The organism is Plantibacter lichenum, from assembly GCF_050587525.1.
Classification (GTDB): domain Bacteria; phylum Actinomycetota; class Actinomycetes; order Actinomycetales; family Microbacteriaceae; genus Plantibacter.
This window is the reverse complement of the sequence record NZ_JBOBFT010000006.1, coordinates 161,920-178,026: the sequence shown is the minus strand read 5'-3', so window position 1 is coordinate 178,026 and position 16,107 is coordinate 161,920. Positions and strand designations below refer to the sequence as shown.

Annotated in this window: 12 protein-coding genes; 9 read left to right on the top strand and 3 right to left on the bottom strand. The window is 67.0% G+C overall.

Translation table 11 applies throughout. The annotated features are described in order from the left end of the window. Positions 1-163 precede the first annotated feature (163 nt). The 6 genes from ACQ3HB_RS10290 to ACQ3HB_RS10265 all read left to right on the top strand — a co-directional run bounded on the left by ACQ3HB_RS10290 (position 164) and on the right by ACQ3HB_RS10265 (position 8,911). A complete protein-coding gene (locus ACQ3HB_RS10290) occupies positions 164-1,528 on the top strand; it encodes a cystathionine beta-synthase (protein ID WP_430919953.1) in 1,365 nt (454 codons plus the stop codon). 161 nt (positions 1,529-1,689) lie between these two features. Further along, positions 1,690-2,853, top strand: coding sequence for a cystathionine gamma-synthase (locus ACQ3HB_RS10285; RefSeq protein ID WP_430919952.1), 1,164 nt, complete (start codon positions 1,690-1,692; stop codon positions 2,851-2,853). 399 nt (positions 2,854-3,252) lie between these two features. Beyond that, positions 3,253-4,734, top strand: coding sequence for an APC family permease (locus ACQ3HB_RS10280; protein ID WP_430919951.1), 1,482 nt, complete (start codon positions 3,253-3,255; stop codon positions 4,732-4,734). An 88-nt stretch (positions 4,735-4,822) separates the two neighbouring features. After that, positions 4,823-6,421, top strand: a complete 1,599-nt coding sequence (locus ACQ3HB_RS10275) for an MFS transporter (protein ID WP_430919950.1) — start codon at positions 4,823-4,825, stop codon at positions 6,419-6,421. A 258-nt stretch (positions 6,422-6,679) separates the two neighbouring features. Then, positions 6,680-7,558, top strand: coding sequence for a DarT ssDNA thymidine ADP-ribosyltransferase family protein (locus tag ACQ3HB_RS10270; protein ID WP_430919949.1), 879 nt, complete (start codon positions 6,680-6,682; stop codon positions 7,556-7,558). A 219-nt stretch (positions 7,559-7,777) separates the two neighbouring features. Beyond that, entirely contained in the window at positions 7,778-8,911 is a 1,134-nt protein-coding gene (locus ACQ3HB_RS10265; RefSeq protein WP_430919948.1) for a glycerate kinase, read from the top strand. 85 nt (positions 8,912-8,996) lie between these two features. Here the strand turns inward: ACQ3HB_RS10265 and ACQ3HB_RS10260 are convergent, their stop codons facing one another. From ACQ3HB_RS10260 to ACQ3HB_RS10250, 3 genes are all read right to left on the bottom strand, one after another. Beyond that, positions 8,997-9,698, bottom strand: a complete 702-nt coding sequence (locus tag ACQ3HB_RS10260; RefSeq protein ID WP_430919947.1) for an ABC transporter ATP-binding protein — start codon at positions 9,696-9,698, stop codon at positions 8,997-8,999. 13 nt (positions 9,699-9,711) lie between these two features. Next, entirely contained in the window at positions 9,712-11,661 is a 1,950-nt protein-coding gene (locus ACQ3HB_RS10255) for a hypothetical protein (RefSeq protein WP_430919946.1), read from the bottom strand. A gap of 87 nt (positions 11,662-11,748) precedes the next feature. Further along, a complete protein-coding gene (locus ACQ3HB_RS10250) occupies positions 11,749-12,045 on the bottom strand; it encodes a lactococcin 972 family bacteriocin (protein WP_430919945.1) in 297 nt (98 codons plus the stop codon). 255 nt (positions 12,046-12,300) lie between these two features. Between ACQ3HB_RS10250 and ACQ3HB_RS10245 the strand changes: the two genes are divergently transcribed. The 3 genes from ACQ3HB_RS10245 (at position 12,301) to chvE (ending at position 16,035) form a co-directional block, all read left to right on the top strand. Beyond that, positions 12,301-13,317, top strand: coding sequence for a LacI family DNA-binding transcriptional regulator (locus ACQ3HB_RS10245; RefSeq protein WP_430919944.1), 1,017 nt, complete (start codon positions 12,301-12,303; stop codon positions 13,315-13,317). Between the two features lie 118 nt (positions 13,318-13,435). Continuing rightward, positions 13,436-14,446 (top strand): serine hydrolase domain-containing protein, encoded by a 1,011-nt coding sequence (locus ACQ3HB_RS10240; protein WP_430919943.1) that lies wholly within the window; start codon positions 13,436-13,438, stop codon positions 14,444-14,446. A 470-nt stretch (positions 14,447-14,916) separates the two neighbouring features. Beyond that, positions 14,917-16,035, top strand: coding sequence for a multiple monosaccharide ABC transporter substrate-binding protein (gene chvE / locus ACQ3HB_RS10235; RefSeq protein ID WP_430919942.1), 1,119 nt, complete (start codon positions 14,917-14,919; stop codon positions 16,033-16,035). Positions 16,036-16,107 lie beyond the last annotated feature (72 nt).

The following is a 16,107-nucleotide window of genomic DNA, read 5'->3' as shown; positions in this document are numbered from 1 at the left end:
ATCGCGACGTTCCCGAGCGGAATCCATGCCGCCGCGATAAGCTGCTGGCATGCTTTCCATTCCCTCGCGTTCCTGTTGTCGTCGCTGACCCCACACTCGTCCAGCGACCCCGTGTCCGCCACCGCATCCCGTGGCGTCGACGCCTCTGACAGGAACTGAAAACATGAAATACGCATCGACCATTCTCGACCTCATCGGGAACACGCCGCTCGTGAAGCTGAACCGGGTGACGGAGGGCATCGCAGCCACCGTCCTCGTGAAGGTGGAGTACCTGAACCCCGGCGGTTCCTCGAAGGACCGCATCGCCACACGCATCATCGATGCAGCGGAGGCCTCGGGCCAGCTGAAGCCGGGCGGCACGATCGTCGAACCGACCTCCGGCAACACGGGTGTCGGCCTCGCGCTCGTCGCCCAGCAGCGCGGCTACCGGTGCGTCTTCGTCCTGCCGGACAAGGTCGGCGAGGACAAACGCAACGTCCTCACGGCGTACGGCGCGGAGATCGTCGTCACCCCGACGTCGGTCGCCCCCGACCACCCCGACTCCTACTACTCCGTCTCCGACCGCCTCGCGGCTGAGATCCCCGGCGCCTTCAAGCCCAACCAGTACGCGAATCCCAACGGGCCGCGCAGCCACTACGAGACCACCGGTCCGGAGATCTGGCGCGACACCGACGGCGAGATCACCCACTTCGTCGCCGGCGTCGGCACAGGGGGGACGATCTCCGGGACGGGCAAGTACCTGAAGGAGATCTCCGACGGCGCCGTCCGCATCATCGGTGCGGACCCGGAAGGCTCCGTCTACTCGGGCGGCACCGGTCGCCCGTACCTCGTCGAGGGGGTCGGAGAGGACTTCTGGCCGGCCGCCTACGACCCGTCGGTCGTCGACGACGTGATCGCCGTGACCGATGCCGAATCGTTCGCGCTCACCCGTCGCCTCGCCCGTGAAGAGGGACTGCTCGTCGGCGGATCGAGCGGCATGGCCGTGCAGGCCGCCCTCGTCGCGGCTCGTGACCTCCCCGCATCGGCCGTTGTGGTCGTGTTGCTGCCGGACGGCGGTCGCGGCTACCTCGGCAAGATCTTCAACGACGGCTGGCTGCGCTCCTACGGGTTCAGCGAGATCTCGGACGATCGCACCGTCGGCGACATCCTCAAGGCCAAGACGGGCGCGCTTCCGGACCTCGTCCACGCGCACCCGAGCGACACCGTGCGCGACGTCGTCAACGTCATGACCGAGTTCGGCGTCTCGCAGCTGCCCGTCATCACCGCGGAACCGCCCGTCGTCATGGGCGAGGTCGTCGGGGCGATCGATGAGGCGAGCCTCATGGACAGCGTGTTCAGCGGCAGCGCCGAGATGAGCGATGCCGTGAGCGGATTCGTCGGCGACCCGTTGCCCCTCATCGGGCTGGGCGAGTCGGTCGCCTCCGCTCGTGCCGCGCTCGGCGTCTCGCCCGCCCTGCTCGTGACGGAGGACGGCAAGCCGATCGGCGTCATCACGCGCCACGACCTGCTGACCTACCTCTCCCACTAGCGGTCCGGCCTCGTCCGGCCCCTCCTCACCTCCTCCTCTCCCACCCTCGTGGTTTCAGAATTCAGGACTCCTGGCACAATTCAGGACCGGAATGCGAAATCCGAGCCCCAAACATCCTGAATTGTGCGGATGTTCCTGAATTCTGAAAAGAGATTCGAAGCATGAGCAAGAAGCAGCACGGATTCGCCACCCGCACCATCCACGCCGGTCAGGCGTTCGACCCCAGCACGGGCGCCATCATCCCGCCGATCTACCAGACCTCCACGTTCGTGCAGGCAGGCGTCGGCAAGCTGCGTGGCGGCTACGAGTACAGCCGCTCCGCCAACCCGACCCGATCGGCCCTCGAAACGCAGCTCGCCGCGCTCGAAGGCGGCAAGCACGGCCTCTCCTTCGCATCCGGCCTCGCCGCAGAGGACACGCTCATCCGTGCGCTCGTGAAGTCGGGCGATCACATCGTCCTCGGCAACGACGTCTACGGCGGCACCCACCGCCTCATCAACCGTGTGCACGGTGCGCAGGGCGTCGAGAACACGACCGTCGAGATGTCGAACCTCGCTGCCGTGCAGAAGGCGATCATCCCCGGCCGCACGAAGATCCTGTGGGTCGAGACGCCCAGCAATCCGCTCATGAAGATCAGCGACATCGCAGAGCTCGCCGAGATCGGTCACGCCGCCGGGATCACGGTCGTCGTCGACAACACCTTCGCCTCGCCCGCGCTGCAGAACCCGCTCGCGCTCGGCGCCGACGTCGTCGTCCACTCGACCACGAAGTACCTCGGCGGGCACTCGGACGTCCTTGGTGGCGCGCTCGTCCTGAACGACGACGCACTCGCCGAGCAGGTCGGCTTCCTGCAGTTCGCAGTAGGACCCGTGTCCGCACCGATGGACGCATGGCTCACGACCCGCGGCATCAAGACGCTGTCGGTGCGGATGCGCCAGCACAGCCTCAACGCGCAGGCGATCGCCGAGCACCTCGTCGGGCACCCGGCGATCGAGGCCGTCTACTACCCGGGCCTGCCGTCACACCCCGGCCACGAGCTCGCGAAGCGTCAGATGTCGGGCTTCGGCGGGATGCTGTCGCTCGCGCTCAAGGCGGGTCCGAAGGCCGCGCGCCGTTTCGTGGAGAAGACGAAGCTGTTCAGCCTCGCGGAGTCGCTCGGCGGCGTCGAATCGCTCATCGGCTACCCGTCCGAGATGACGCACGCGTCGGTCAAGGGCACCGAGCTCGAGGTTCCCGAGAACGTCGTGCGGCTGTCGGTCGGCATCGAGGACGTCGAGGACCTCATCGCGGATCTCGATCGCGCGCTCGCGAAGCTCTCGAAGTAGGGCGCCGCGCCGCGTCCCGTGCGCTGCCCGCCCCGTGGTTGCACAATTCAGGAACATCTGCACAATTCAGGATGATCTCGGCCGACTCGCCGTCCGATCGTCCTGAATTCTGCAAACCATCCTGAATTCTGCAACCCCGGTGGTGATGGAGGACTGTTCGGAATTCCGGAGAAGTTGGGGCGGAAGGCGCTTACTTGGGCGAATTCGGCCGATTTCGTCACTCCTGTCACACGTTTTCCGGAATTGTGAAAACGGCTGGGCGGATGCGGAGCGGCGGAATGCGGGTCGGATGAGGGTCGGACGCGCGTCAGCGAGAGACGGGCAGGGATGGCAGGAAAGCGATGGAGGTCGGCTGGGCTGCCAGCGGCGAAAGCGATCCGCGCACGCCACGCTTGACGCATGAGCGTTGAGCAGTCTGTCGAGTCGGCCCCGACCGTGCGCGATGCCGGCGCGGGAGCGGTGCCCGCGCCGCATGACGCAGCAGTCGCACCGCAGACGGGTACGATCGGGCTCACGCTCGGGGCGGCCCTGTACACGGCCGCCGTCCTCGGCACCGGGATCCTCCTGCTGCCGGCGCTCGCCGTGAAAGCGGCGGGACCGGCATCCATCGTCGCCGTCGCCGCCGTCCTACTGCTCTCGATCCCGCTCGCCGGCACGTTCGCCGCCCTCGCGTCGCGTCATCCGGATTCCGGCGGCGTCGCCCACTACGTCCGCATCGCCCTTGGCCCGACGGCAGCACGGATGACCGGCTACTGGTTCTTCTTCGGCGTGTGCGTCGGGAGCCCGGTCGTCGCGATCCTCGGCGCGCAGTACGTCGTCGCGAGTCTCGGAGGAGCGCCCTGGCACGTGTACCTCGTCGCTCTCGCCATCCTCGTCCCGCCGTTCGCGTCGAACGCGTTCGGGCTGAAGCTCGCCGGCCCCGTCCAGCTCGTCCTGACGGGCGCGCTCGTCGTCCTGGTAGTCGGCGTCGTGCTCGTTTCCGCGCCAGAAGTCGACACCGTGCAATTGCGACCGTTCCTCCCGAACGGCTGGTCTGGCGTCGCCCTCGCGATCAGCCTGTACGTGTGGGCGTTCGCCGGGTGGGAGGCCGTCACGCACATCGCGGGGGAGTTCCGGAATCCGCGTCGAACGATCCCATGGGCCACGGCGATCGCGGTCGCCGTCGTGGGACTGGCCTATCTGTCGCTCCAGTTCGTGACGGTCACGGTGCTCGGTGAACGAGCCGGGTCGTCGTCGGTTCCGCTGCTCGATCTCGTCGACGCGAGCGTCCCGGGCGCGGGCCGCATCGCCGTCACGATCGTCGCCGTCATCGTCGCGGTCGGTGTGCTCAACGCCTACGCGGGTGCGTTCGCGAAGCTCGGTTCGGCGCTCGGCCGCGATGGCGACCTCCCGCGCTGGTTCGCGAAGGGCTCCGAGAGCGGCGGCATCCCTCGCAGGGCGCTCCTCCTCGTCGGTGCGCTCGCGCTCGTCTACCTCTCGGCGGTCTGGGTGACGGGCGGCGGCCTCGAACCGTTCGTCCTCATCCACACGAGCTCGATGATCTCGGTGTACGCGCTGGGCGTGGTTGCGGCGTTGCGACTCCTCGCCCGATGGAGCGCGGGCTGGTGGATGGCCGTCGTCTCGGCGGTGCTCGTTGCGGGGCTGCTCGTCCTCGCGGGTGTCGCGCTCGTCGTCCCTGCTTCGTTCGCGGTGGTCGCGATCGTCGTGAGTGCGGCCAAACGGTCGCGGGCGCGCACACGACGGAGGCGCGGGCGGGACGATGCCGATGCGATCGCCGATGTCGTCGGGATTGCTGATGTCGCTGGGGCCGCCGACATCGATGGGACTGCTGATGTTGACGGGTCTGCCGCCGTCGACCAGCCCGCGGGTGGCGGGCGGTGAGAGGTGCACGATGACGACGAGTTCCGTGCTGCAGCCCGCACCGTCCCCGAGTTGATCTCAAGTACACATGAGATCCTAGGCTGAGGGGATGACCGTCGACTCCTCCGTTTCCAGCACCCCCGACGACCGGAGCGGTTCCGACGACCAGGCCGAATCCGGGGCGCAGCCGGGCGCAGGTGCGCGGCAGGGCGCAGACGCCCAGCAGGGCGCAGACTCCCGGCGGGTCGTCGACCCGCAGCCGACGACCCAGGCGATCCCGATCCCCTTCGCGAAACCGCCGACGAGCATCTTCAGCCCGGCGCTCCTCTGGGTGACGATCGGCGCCTGTGCACTCGTCTTCCTCAGCGCGTTCGAGTCGCTCGCCGTCACGACGATCATGCCCGTCGTGAGCGTCGAACTGGACGGCGCGAACCTCTACGCGCTCGCCTTCGCGGGTCCGCTCGCGGTCGGCGTCATCGGCATGGTCACGGCTGGCAACTGGTCGGATCGTTCAGGCCCCGTGAAGCCGCTTATCCTGTCGATCGCCCTGTTCATCGTCGGTCTCCTCCTCGCGGGGCTCGCGGAATCGATGTGGGTGCTCGTCGCGGGCCGCCTGGTCCAGGGGCTCGGCGGCGGTGCGATGACCGTGGCCCTCTACGTCATGGTCGCGCGCCTCTACCCGCCGGATCTGCACCGCAAGATCTTCGCGGGATTCGCCGCCGCGTGGGTCGTGCCGTCGCTCATCGGCCCGTTCGTCGCGGGCGTCGTGGCGCAGGTGTTCAGCTGGCACTGGGTGTTCCTCGGCGTCGTCGGCCTCGTCGCGATCGCGACCGTCATGGTGTTCCCGGCCCTCCGGCTGCTCTGGGGGTCGCAGGATCCCGATGCCGTGCGGCCGCCGTGGGAGCTGTCGCGCCTCGTGTGGGCGGTCGCGGTCGCCGTGGGCGTGCTCGTGATCAACGTGGCGGCGGATCTCGAGGGTCCCGCGTTCTGGATCCTGCCGATCATCGGCGGTGTCGTCGCGCTCGTCACGGTCCGGCCACTGCTGCCCGTCGGCACGTTCCGCGCCCGCCGCGGGCTGCCGACCGTCGTCCTCGCCCGCGGCCTCGCATCGGCCGCCTTCTTCGGAACAGAGGTGTATCTGCCGTACCTGCTGACGCGCGAGCACGGTCTCACCCCGGCGTTCGCGGGCCTCGCGCTCACGGGCGGCGCGGTCGCGTGGGCGATCGGCTCGTGGCTGCAGGGACGCCTCGGCGACCGGCTCACGAACGCGACGGCGCTGCAGATCGGAACGATCCTCGTCCTCGTGGCGGTCATCACCTCGTTCACCGCGGCGCTCGCAGACCTGCCGCCCGCGGTCCTCATGATCGGCTGGGTCGTCAGCGGCGGCGGCATGGGCCTCATGTTCCCGCGGATGAGCGTCATGACGCTCGCCTACTCGGAACCGGACACGCAGGGCTTCAACTCGTCCGCGATGTCGATCGGCGACGCCGTCGGCGGGGCGCTCGCGCTCGCAGCCACGGGCGTCGTGTTCGCGGCGCTCGACACGGCGCCGGATCCGCTCGGGATCGGGGGAGGGCTGCCGTTCGCGGGATGCTTCGCGGTCGCGGCGATCGCCGGCATCGCGGCGGTCATCGTCGCTCGAAGGGTCACGGTGCGACCGGAACCCGTCGTGCGAACGGTCGCGGAGTCTCCGTCGTCCCGGGTGTGATCGGATGCCGGGAACGGCGCAGTCGCAGCGCCTCGGGCTCGGGATGTGGAGGCTCAGGCAACGTTTCCGATGTCGGGAGGTGGCGGCTCTCGCGACGCCGTGAGCGTGCACATCGCATCACTCGCCCGTCCCGACGACCGAGAACGTGACACCCGAGCCCTCCGAGACGCGTACGCTTGGAAGACCGGCTCGTCACCATCCCTCCCACATTCGTTTCCCCCGGCGAATGGGCGAGCCTTGCACCCCGAAAGGTCTGCCTTGAGCGACGAATGCATCCACGGTTTCGAGGGCAAGCTCTGCGCGAGCTGCTTCCCCAAGACGAGCCCCGCCATCTCTACTCCCGCCCCCGTCACCACGACCACGCGTCGTGCGCCCCGCAGCTCGCTCATGGGCACGACCTCGCTCCGTGAGCCGAAGGCCCAGACGCCTCCCGCCGTGCGCGCGCCCGTCGCCACGAAGCTGCCGCGCGTCGACGTCGGCAAGCAGCGCCTCTACCACGTGACCCACATCCGCAACCTCGTGGGCATCCTCGAATCCGGTCGTGTGTTCGCCGATCGCAGCGATGCGTGGACGGACGAGCCCGCCGTGGACATCTCCTCCGACGCACAGCGCGAGCGCCGCCGCACGACCGAGGTCGCAGGCGTCCCCGACACGACGGTGTCCCACTTCGTCCCGTTCTTCCTCTCGCCAGACGCGAGCCTCTGGGAGCGCGTCCGGTCCAAGGAGTTCGACGAGCGCCTGTCCGCCGAGGCGACCGATTCGGCCGTCAACGACTACGTCGTCCTCGTCACCACCGTGCAGGCCGCGACGGCATCCGCGCAGAACGACTCGACCTTCGGCGTCACGGGCGTCGTCGTGACCGACGGCGATGCTGCGGGTGCCCTCACGCGCGTCGCGTCCAATCAGGAGAGCGCCGAGCGGATGATCCAGCGCCTCGTGTCCGACGACGACACGACCGCGCTCCTCGCCGCCGAGGTCCTCGTGCTCGACTCGCTGCCGTTCGACGACGTGCTCGTCATCGGCGTGGGCACGGTCAACGTCCGCGAGACGGTCAAGCGCATGGTCGCGGACGCCGGGCACCGCACGAAGGTCGCTGCGTACACGCCGTGGTTCCAGCCCGGCACCGACGAGGACTGACGCACCCCTTCGTCGCGTCGTCGCCATACCCTCCCTCCTGCTTCGGGGTGTTCACAACTCAGGAGCGATGCGGCGTGTCACCCGCGACACGCCGCATCTGGGGCGCGACACACCGGGCCTCTCCTGAGTTGTGAACGGGCACGGGTGGTGGGCGGCCGATGTCGTGCACGCGGGGAGTACGCGATGTCGGGCAGGTGTCCGATATGGAATGCTGAGAGCATGACCGCTCGCACCATCATCGTTGCGCCAGATTCGTTCAAGGGCACCGCCACGGCGGCCGAGGTCGCCGAGGCGATCGCCGCAGGCTGGTCGTCCGTGCATCCGGAGGACGCCATCCGGATCCTGCCGATGGCGGACGGCGGCGAGGGCACGGTCGATGCGTTCGCGGTTGCGGTCCCCGCATCGGTCCGGCACACCGTGGCCGTCACGGGACCTGTCGGCGAGCCCGTCGATGCGTCGTGGCTGCTCCTGCCCGACGGCACGGCGGTCGTCGAGCTCGCGGAGACGAGCGGCATCAATCTGCTCGATCCCCTGCAGCCGTTCGATGCGCACACGGTGGGGTTCGGCCAGGCGATCGCCGCGGCACTCGACGCGGGGGCGACGCGGCTCCTCCTCGCGATCGGCGGCAGCGCGTCGACCGATGCCGGGGCCGGCATGCTGCAGGCGCTCGGCGCGAAGCTGCTCGATGCTGACGGTGTGGAGGTCGGGACCGGCAACCGGGAGCTCGGGCGGGTGCGCAGCATCGACCGCTCCGGGCTCCGCGCATTGCCCGCGGACGGCGCGATCATCCTGAGCGATGTCACCAACCCGCTCCTCGGCGCGACCGGCGCCGCTGCGGTCTTCGGCCCGCAGAAGGGCGCTTCGGCGGAGGACGTCGAGCAGCTCGAGGCGAACCTCGCATCCTTCACGGCCGCGGCCGGCGCGACGAACGACCCGTCCGACCCGTCCGCGACGACCGCCCCGTCCGCCCCAGGCGCGGGTGCGGCGGGTGGCACGGGCTACGGCCTCCTCCTCTGGGGCGCGACCGTCGCGTCCGGTGCAACGGGCGTCGCCGACGCGATCGGCCTGCCGGAGGCGATCGCGGACGCCGACGTCGTCATCACGGGCGAGGGCCGCTACGACTCGCAGACGGCGAACGGCAAGGTCGCGGCGCACGTCGCCGGGCTCGGCGCGGGACGGACGATGCTCGTCGCCGGCGCCATCCAGGCCGAGACCGAGCCGATGTTCGTCGCGGCGGAATCGCTCACCGAGCTCGCGGGATCGGTGGCGGGTGCGATGGCCGATCCGCTCACCCACCTGCGTTCGGCCGGTGCCTCGCTCGCGCGTCGGCAGGCGGCGTCTCCGCCCCACTGAGACCGACCCCGGGGCCAGACCCGCTTGGCCCGGGCCTGCTGAGCCCGACCTGCTGTCCCCACCCAGCTCAACGCCCCGGCGTGCTTCACGCGCGTCGGGGCGTTTCCAGCGCGAGGAACGAATCGCACCGGTCGATGACCCGATCATGGTGCGTCGCGATCACAACGAGCGCACCTTCGTCGGCAAATCGTCTGAGCAGATCGAGAACCATGCCAGCATTCTGGTCGTCGAGCGCGCTGGTCGGTTCGTCGGCGAGAATGAGGCCGGGTCGCTTGACGACGAGGCGGGCCAGGGCGACTCGCTGCTGCTCACCGCCACTCATTGCGTGGATCTTCGCCTTGCCTCTGCCTTCGAGACCAACCACCGCGAGTGCAGCATCACGGGCGACGTTGGAGCGCTCCCGTCCGAGCCCGGTGAAGCGGGCGGCCACGGCCACATTCTGGTTCGCCGTCCACGTCTCGACGAGGCCGTAATTCTGAAACAGGAACCCAATACGACGGCGATAATGGCGTCGCCTGGCGGCATCTGATGCCTTCGTGATGGTCCTGTCGTCGAGCGTCAGACTGCCCTCGGTGACGCTGTCCAGCATGCCGATGCAGTTGAGCAGCGTCGTCTTTCCTGAACCGCTCGGCCCGGTGAGTGCAACCATGCCGGGCCGGTCGAGCACGAAATCGAGACCGCGCCATATGGTCCGACCATCAACGGTTTTTCCGATGGCGTTAGCGGCGATCACTGGGGTGCCCCCGCCGGAGTCCATTGCGGAGCAGTTCGGTTTCGTCGTGGTCATTCTGACTTCCTCATCAGTAGCGTTTGATCATGTCACCGTGCAGACGTCGCTCAGCGAAGCGTAGGAGCGAGAGCACGAGGATGGTTTCGCAGCAGAGAATTACGGTTGCCCACATGAGCCCGCCGGTCGTTCGCGCGAAAGCGAGGCTGGTGAGGAGCACAACAGAGGTGCCTGCCGTGGTGCTGACGATGAACCAGCGGTGGGTGCTGAGGAATGGCCATCCGTTGCTGAACCGGGAGAAGATGGCCTGCTTGTGTCCTTGGCAGTATGCGGCGACCAGCACAGTTGTCGACAACAGGAGCACGAGCGCCGTGAACGCGATAGAGAGGCGCAACCCCCGCAGCTGGGACTGCAAACTCTGGAGCGCATCCAGTGCGAAGTCGGCCGCACTGTCGATCGAGGCTAGCGAGTCGAGGATGCCCTCGTTCTGGAGGAGATTCATCGCATCGGATGTATCACTGACGAGAACGCCGCCGGAGGTTGCCTTCGCGAGATAGAAATCACGCGAGAGTATGCCGGATGCTGCTGGAATCACAGCGATCACGGGATCCAGCTGGGCTGGCAGAGTGAGGTCCTGGCTGAAGTTGAAGATTGATTGCCCGCTTCGCAACAGAATGACTTCGATGTCGACCGCCGGAGGCGATCGCCCGTCGAGTTCGGCCTGGAACCCAGCTTCTGCTCGATACGTCTCGGTGATCTCATCGGTGCGTGTGCCGAGGTGTTCCGGTATCAGGAGCGTCAGATGCCCCGGCGACTCCTGAACAGGTTCAACCGGTCGGCCGTCCGAATCGAGTATCGACTGCCGACGAACGAATTCGTTGTTGACGATGATGCTGTTGCCATCTGCCCCGTAGTCGCTGTTGCGAATGGCGGACGGATGGGCGGACAGAACGATTCCGCCCGTCGGCTCCAATCGGCGGATGAGGTCCAGAAACGTGGACTGCAGTGCCTGGTAGGAACGTTCGGTGACGTTCGGCGAGAAACGGAGCGTCAGGAGATCGGTGGAGGCTCGCCACTGATCGATTTCGGCTGACGCCTTCGCAGCGATCTGTGTTTGTGCGCTTGCGCTTGTGAAAGCGGAGAGCAGGCTGATCGTGGTGACGCACTGAACGAGAGCAGCGGCGAGAGCGAGATACAGGACGGGACGTTTGCCCTTGAGGAGTTCAGGGAGCTTTGCGGCAGGCAGTAGGTACAGCGAGATCGCTGCAGCCCCGATGGTGAGCAAGAAGAGCACGGCGACCGCAGGCAGCGTGAACGCTACGAAGCCCGCGAACTGATTCCAACTGTTCACGAACAAGAGAGCGACCGTTCCGAGGACCCCAAGCGCACCGACCCAGAGACAAAACTCGCGCGCCACCGACGCTGTCTCTCCTAATATGGCGACGTTTTCGCTGAACCCGTGTACAGCTTTCACCGCCAATCGTTTCTGGGCCTGACTGGAAGCGGAAACGAGGGCGAGGATGAGCGCGAGTAAGCCTGCTACCCCGATGGTCATGAGGGCTGGGTTCTGGGACAACTTTCCAATAACGAATGACTGCGGGCTGCGCGACTCCGACTGGGCAGAATAGCCTGCACTCGTCAGCGACGCAGCTATGTCCCTCCCTTGGGCGTCTGAGCCATCGATGAGATAGATACCGCGGAGATCCATGGTGGCGCTCTCTGCGATCGGCTTGATCACCGTGTGCAGTTGGGTGCTGAAGGGAGCGAAGTCTGGTTTGGCGCGGGCGAAAGTGGAGATGATGCGTGAGTGATCGATGTCGTCTGGATCTGCCGTGACTTTCACGATCGAGACGTCCGCCTCCTGCGCGGCGCGAGAGATGGCGTCGATGGTGGCAGCCCGGGTCGCCTCCTGTGGGATGGCCTGAACGACCACAGCTGTGGATGCGCCGTTGAAGGTCACTTCGTCGATGCCCTGGTACGCCAGAAAGCACCCAGCCATGGTCAGTGAGATCGAGATAGCCATAGTCGCTCGAAGGAGGAAATGCATGTATGCCCTTTCCGCAGAACAGGGTTGCCCTCGCCTCCCTGGGGGAGACGAGGGCAACTGGGATCAGTCGAAGTTGTACAGTGCGTAGTTGCCCCAGAGAGTCGTCCCCACCTGAGCCTGGGCCCAGCGTCCTGGACTGGCCACGCCGCTATTCTGGAAGTAACTGGCGTTTCCAGCTCTGGTGTGATGCGCACGACTCGGGTGGTGATAGTCCGACCAGGTGCCGCGTGTCGGTGAGTCCGTTCCGTAGTCGAACGTTCCGCCTTCTGGATACTCGGTAGCTGCGTTCGCGGCGGCGGCCCCCGCGCCGAGTAGTGCCGCAGAAAGGGTGAATGCCGCAAGTGATTTTGTGAACTGCATTGTTCTCTCCTTTGCTGACGAACGGTAATTCGCCGGGAGTATTCAAACTCCACACTGAGGTGCAAAGCAAGCTAAATGTTGGATGTTTTTATGGTTTTTGGCGGAGTGGGCTTCGCTTGTGGAGGGAGATGTCGGGTTCGGCGGGTCTGAAATCGACGGCAGTCCCGTGATGTGACGTGTCACATTCGGGGATTCGCGCAGGCATAATGGACCCAGCGCGGATGTGACCGTGCACATCGAGTTCTGAGGTTCCCAGTGAACGATGAAGCTGCGCGGGATCGCGCTCCCAACATCCGCGATGTCGCACGCCTCGCCGGCGTGTCTCACCAGACGGTCTCCCGCGTGCTCAACGACCCCGCCGCGGTACGCGAGGCCACCAAGACGCGTGTGCAGGCGGTCATGGACCAGCTCAACTACCGGCCGAACCGTGCAGCGCGGGCACTGGTCACGAGCCGGTCGCGCACGATCGGCGTCCTCGCATCGCAGCGTTCCCAATACGGGCCCGCGAGCACGATCCAGGCGATCGAGAACGCGTGCAGCGAGTCCGGCTACATGGTCAGCACCGTCAACCTGGCCGACACGGACGACGCCTCGATCCTCGCCGCGCTCGACCACCTGCTGGCCCGCGGGGTCGACGCGCTCGTCATCATCGCCCCGCAGGTGCGCGTGTTCGGCGCGATCCAACGACTCGACGTCCGCGTCCCCTTCGTCACCGTGCAGGCGAGCGAGGACGACGAGAACGCGATCGGCGTCGACCAGACGCTCGGTGCGCGACTCGCGACACGGCATCTCATCGAGCTGGGCCATCGCCACATCTATCACCTCGCCGGGCCGCAGGACTGGATCGAGGCGGAGTCGCGCATGCGCGGATTCCTCGCCGAGATGGGCGATCAGGACGTACCGACGACCGCGCCGATCCTCGGCGACTGGTCCGCGGACTTCGGGTACCGGGCAGGCCGCGAGCTCATCAGCATCCGCGACTTCACGGCGATCTTCTCCTCGAACGACCAGATGGCGCTTGGCCTCATCCACGCGATCCGGGAGGCCGGGTACGACGTACCGCGCGACGTGTCGATCATCGGCTTCGACGACATCCCGGAGGCCGCGCACTTCTGGCCGCCGCTCACGACCGTGCGGCAGGACTTCGCGGAACTGGGTCGTCAGTGCGTCGCGCGGCTCATCGGGCAACTCGAGAACGATGCCGTCGGCTGGAGCGGGCGGATCGCCCCTGAGCTCATCGTGCGGAAGTCGACGGCGCCGCCCTCGTTCTGAGCGGCCGGACCCGTGTCGGCGAACGGCGTGCGTCCCCGCGTCGACGCATCCTCCGTCGACCGCTCCGGAAGCCGATCGGCGTGCCCGCGGAGGTCGCCGGACGAGTAGCGTTGAGACCATGGACACTGCAGCGATCACCCGCCTCATCGACGAATCAGCCTTCTCCGGAGTGGTGCTCGTGCAACAGGGCGACGAAACGCTGTTCTCCTCCGCGACCGGCCTCGCATCGCGCCGCTGGAACGTGCCGAACACGCTTGCCACGCGCTTCGACACGGGCGGCGTCACCAAGCTCTTCACGGCGGCCGCGCTGCTCCAGCAGGTCGATGCGGGAACCCTCGACCTCGAGGAGTCGATCCACGAGTACGTGGACCTTGACGACACGACGATCAGCCCCGATGTGAAGCTCATCCACCTGCTCACGCATACCTCCGGCATCGCTGATGACGCGGACGAGGAGGCCGGCGAATCGTACGACGAGTTGTGGCGCGAGCGCCCCACGTACAGCGTCATCGAGACGGCCGACTTCCTGCCGCAGTTCGCGAACAAGCCGCCGCTCGCCGCTCCCGGCGTCGAGTGCCGGTACAACAACTGCGGCTACGTGCTCCTGGGCCTCGCGCTCGAGGGCGCGACGGGCGTCTCGTACCGGGAGCTCGTCCAGCGGCAGGTGTTCCAGGTCGCCGGTATGACGGATTCAGCGTTCTTCGACCGTCGCGATGACGCTCCGGACGTCGCTGAGGGTGGCGATGCGGACGAGGAGACCGGCCGCTGGCAGTCGAACATCTTCAGCTTCCCGCCCATCGGATCGCCCGATGCCGGAGCGCATGCGACCGCCGCCGATCTCGTCACGTTCCTGCGAGCGGCTCGTGGCGCGAAGCTCCTCACTCAGGAGCTCACGGAGGAGTTCGTCTCGCCGCAGGTCGAGTACGACGAGGACTCGATGTACGGTTTCGGCTTCGAGTTCGACTTCGAGGAGGACGGCGAGATCCGTTCGATGTACAAGGACGGTATCAACGCCGGCGTGAGCGCGTTCGTGCGTCATTACGCGGCGGATGACATCGATGTCGTGGTCCTGTCGAACACGGAGGACGGCGCGTGGGACGTCGTCCGCGCCATCGACGAGCAGTTCTAGCTCCTCCCGCCCGTCCCGCCCCGTCCCACCTGCCGAGGGGTCCCAATGTGCGGGTGTCGCGCACCTGACACCCGCACTTTGCGGCCCCTCGGCAGATGAAATGGGGCTGGAGAGGGGCGGAATCGGGATTCGGGGTTGACAGGAGGGTCGGCCCAGGGGCTATGGTGTGACACACAATGTGAACGGTCACATTGAGAGCGACGAGGAAGTCACCTGTGGAATCAGCGATGCGCACCCGAGCGGGAACCAGGGTCTCCGGCCCCGCGACCGTTCGGCATCGCCACCTCCACACCGTTCACGACTTCCGGCCGGGACCTCCCGTCCCCGCCGCTCTCCGCACACCCGCCGCCCGGATCTGAACCGGGCCGGCGAATGCCCCGCCGTCATGGACGCGGAGGGGCCGTCGGATCCTGCACACGACAACGATGTCCATGCGACCCCTGAGGGAAGGAAACACAGTGAAGAAGAGGATGGTTCTCGCCACACTGGCGGCCGGCGCGATGATGGTGTCGCTCGCGGCCTGTTCGAGCGGCGACTCGGCCGGCGGCAGCGGCTCCGGTTCCGGCGACGGCAAGCTCGTCGGAGTGGCGATGCCCACCAAGAGCTCCGAGCGCTGGATCCAAGACGGCAAGGCCGTCAAGGAACAGCTCGAGAAGGAGGGCTTCAAGGTCGACCTGCAGTACGCGGAGGACGACATCCCGACGCAGGTCTCGCAGCTCGAGAACATGATCACCAAGGGCGCGTCCGTGCTCATCATCGCTTCGATCGACGGCACCACGCTCACGAGCGTGCTGCAGGAGGCGGCCGACCAGGACATCCCCGTCATCGCCTACGACCGTCTCATCCGCGACACCGAGAACGTCGACTACTACGCGTCCTTCGACAACTACAAGGTCGGCGTGCAGCAGGCCAATTCGCTCCTCAACGGCCTCGGCCTCGTCGGACTCGACGGAACGCCGACCGATGGCGCGCCCGCCGGTCCGTTCAACGTCGAGATGTTCGCCGGCTCGCCGGACGACAACAACGCCACGTTCTTCTGGGACGGCGCGCAGGACACGCTCAAGCCGTTCATCGACAAGGGCACCCTCGTGGTGAAGAGCGGTCAGACCGACTTCCAGCAGGCGGCGACACTCCGCTGGGACGGTGAGACCGCGCAGAAGCGCATGGAGAACATCCTCACGTCGACGTACTCGGACGGATCCAAGGTCAACGGCGTCCTGTCGCCGTACGACGGCATCTCGCGCGGCATCATCTCGGCACTCACGGATGCGGGATACAAGGTCGGCGACGCCTGGCCGATCATCTCGGGCCAGGACGCGGAGCTCGACTCGGTCAAGGCGATCAACTCGGGTGAGCAGTACGCGACCATCTTCAAGGACACGCGCAAGCTCGCCGCAGAAGCGGTGAAGATGGCGATGGCGGTCCTCGGTGGCGACAAGCCGGAGGTCAACAACACGAAGGACTACGACAACGGCAAGAAGGTCGTCCCGTCCTACCTGCTCGAATCGCAGATCGTGGTGAAGGACAACATCCAGGAGGTCCTCGTGGACTCCGGCTACTGGACCGCTGACGAGGTCAAGGCGAAGTAGCACCGTTCGGAACACCCCTCCGATTGGCTCAGGGACCGGATCGTCGGTCCCTGAGCCTGTCGAAGGGCCACC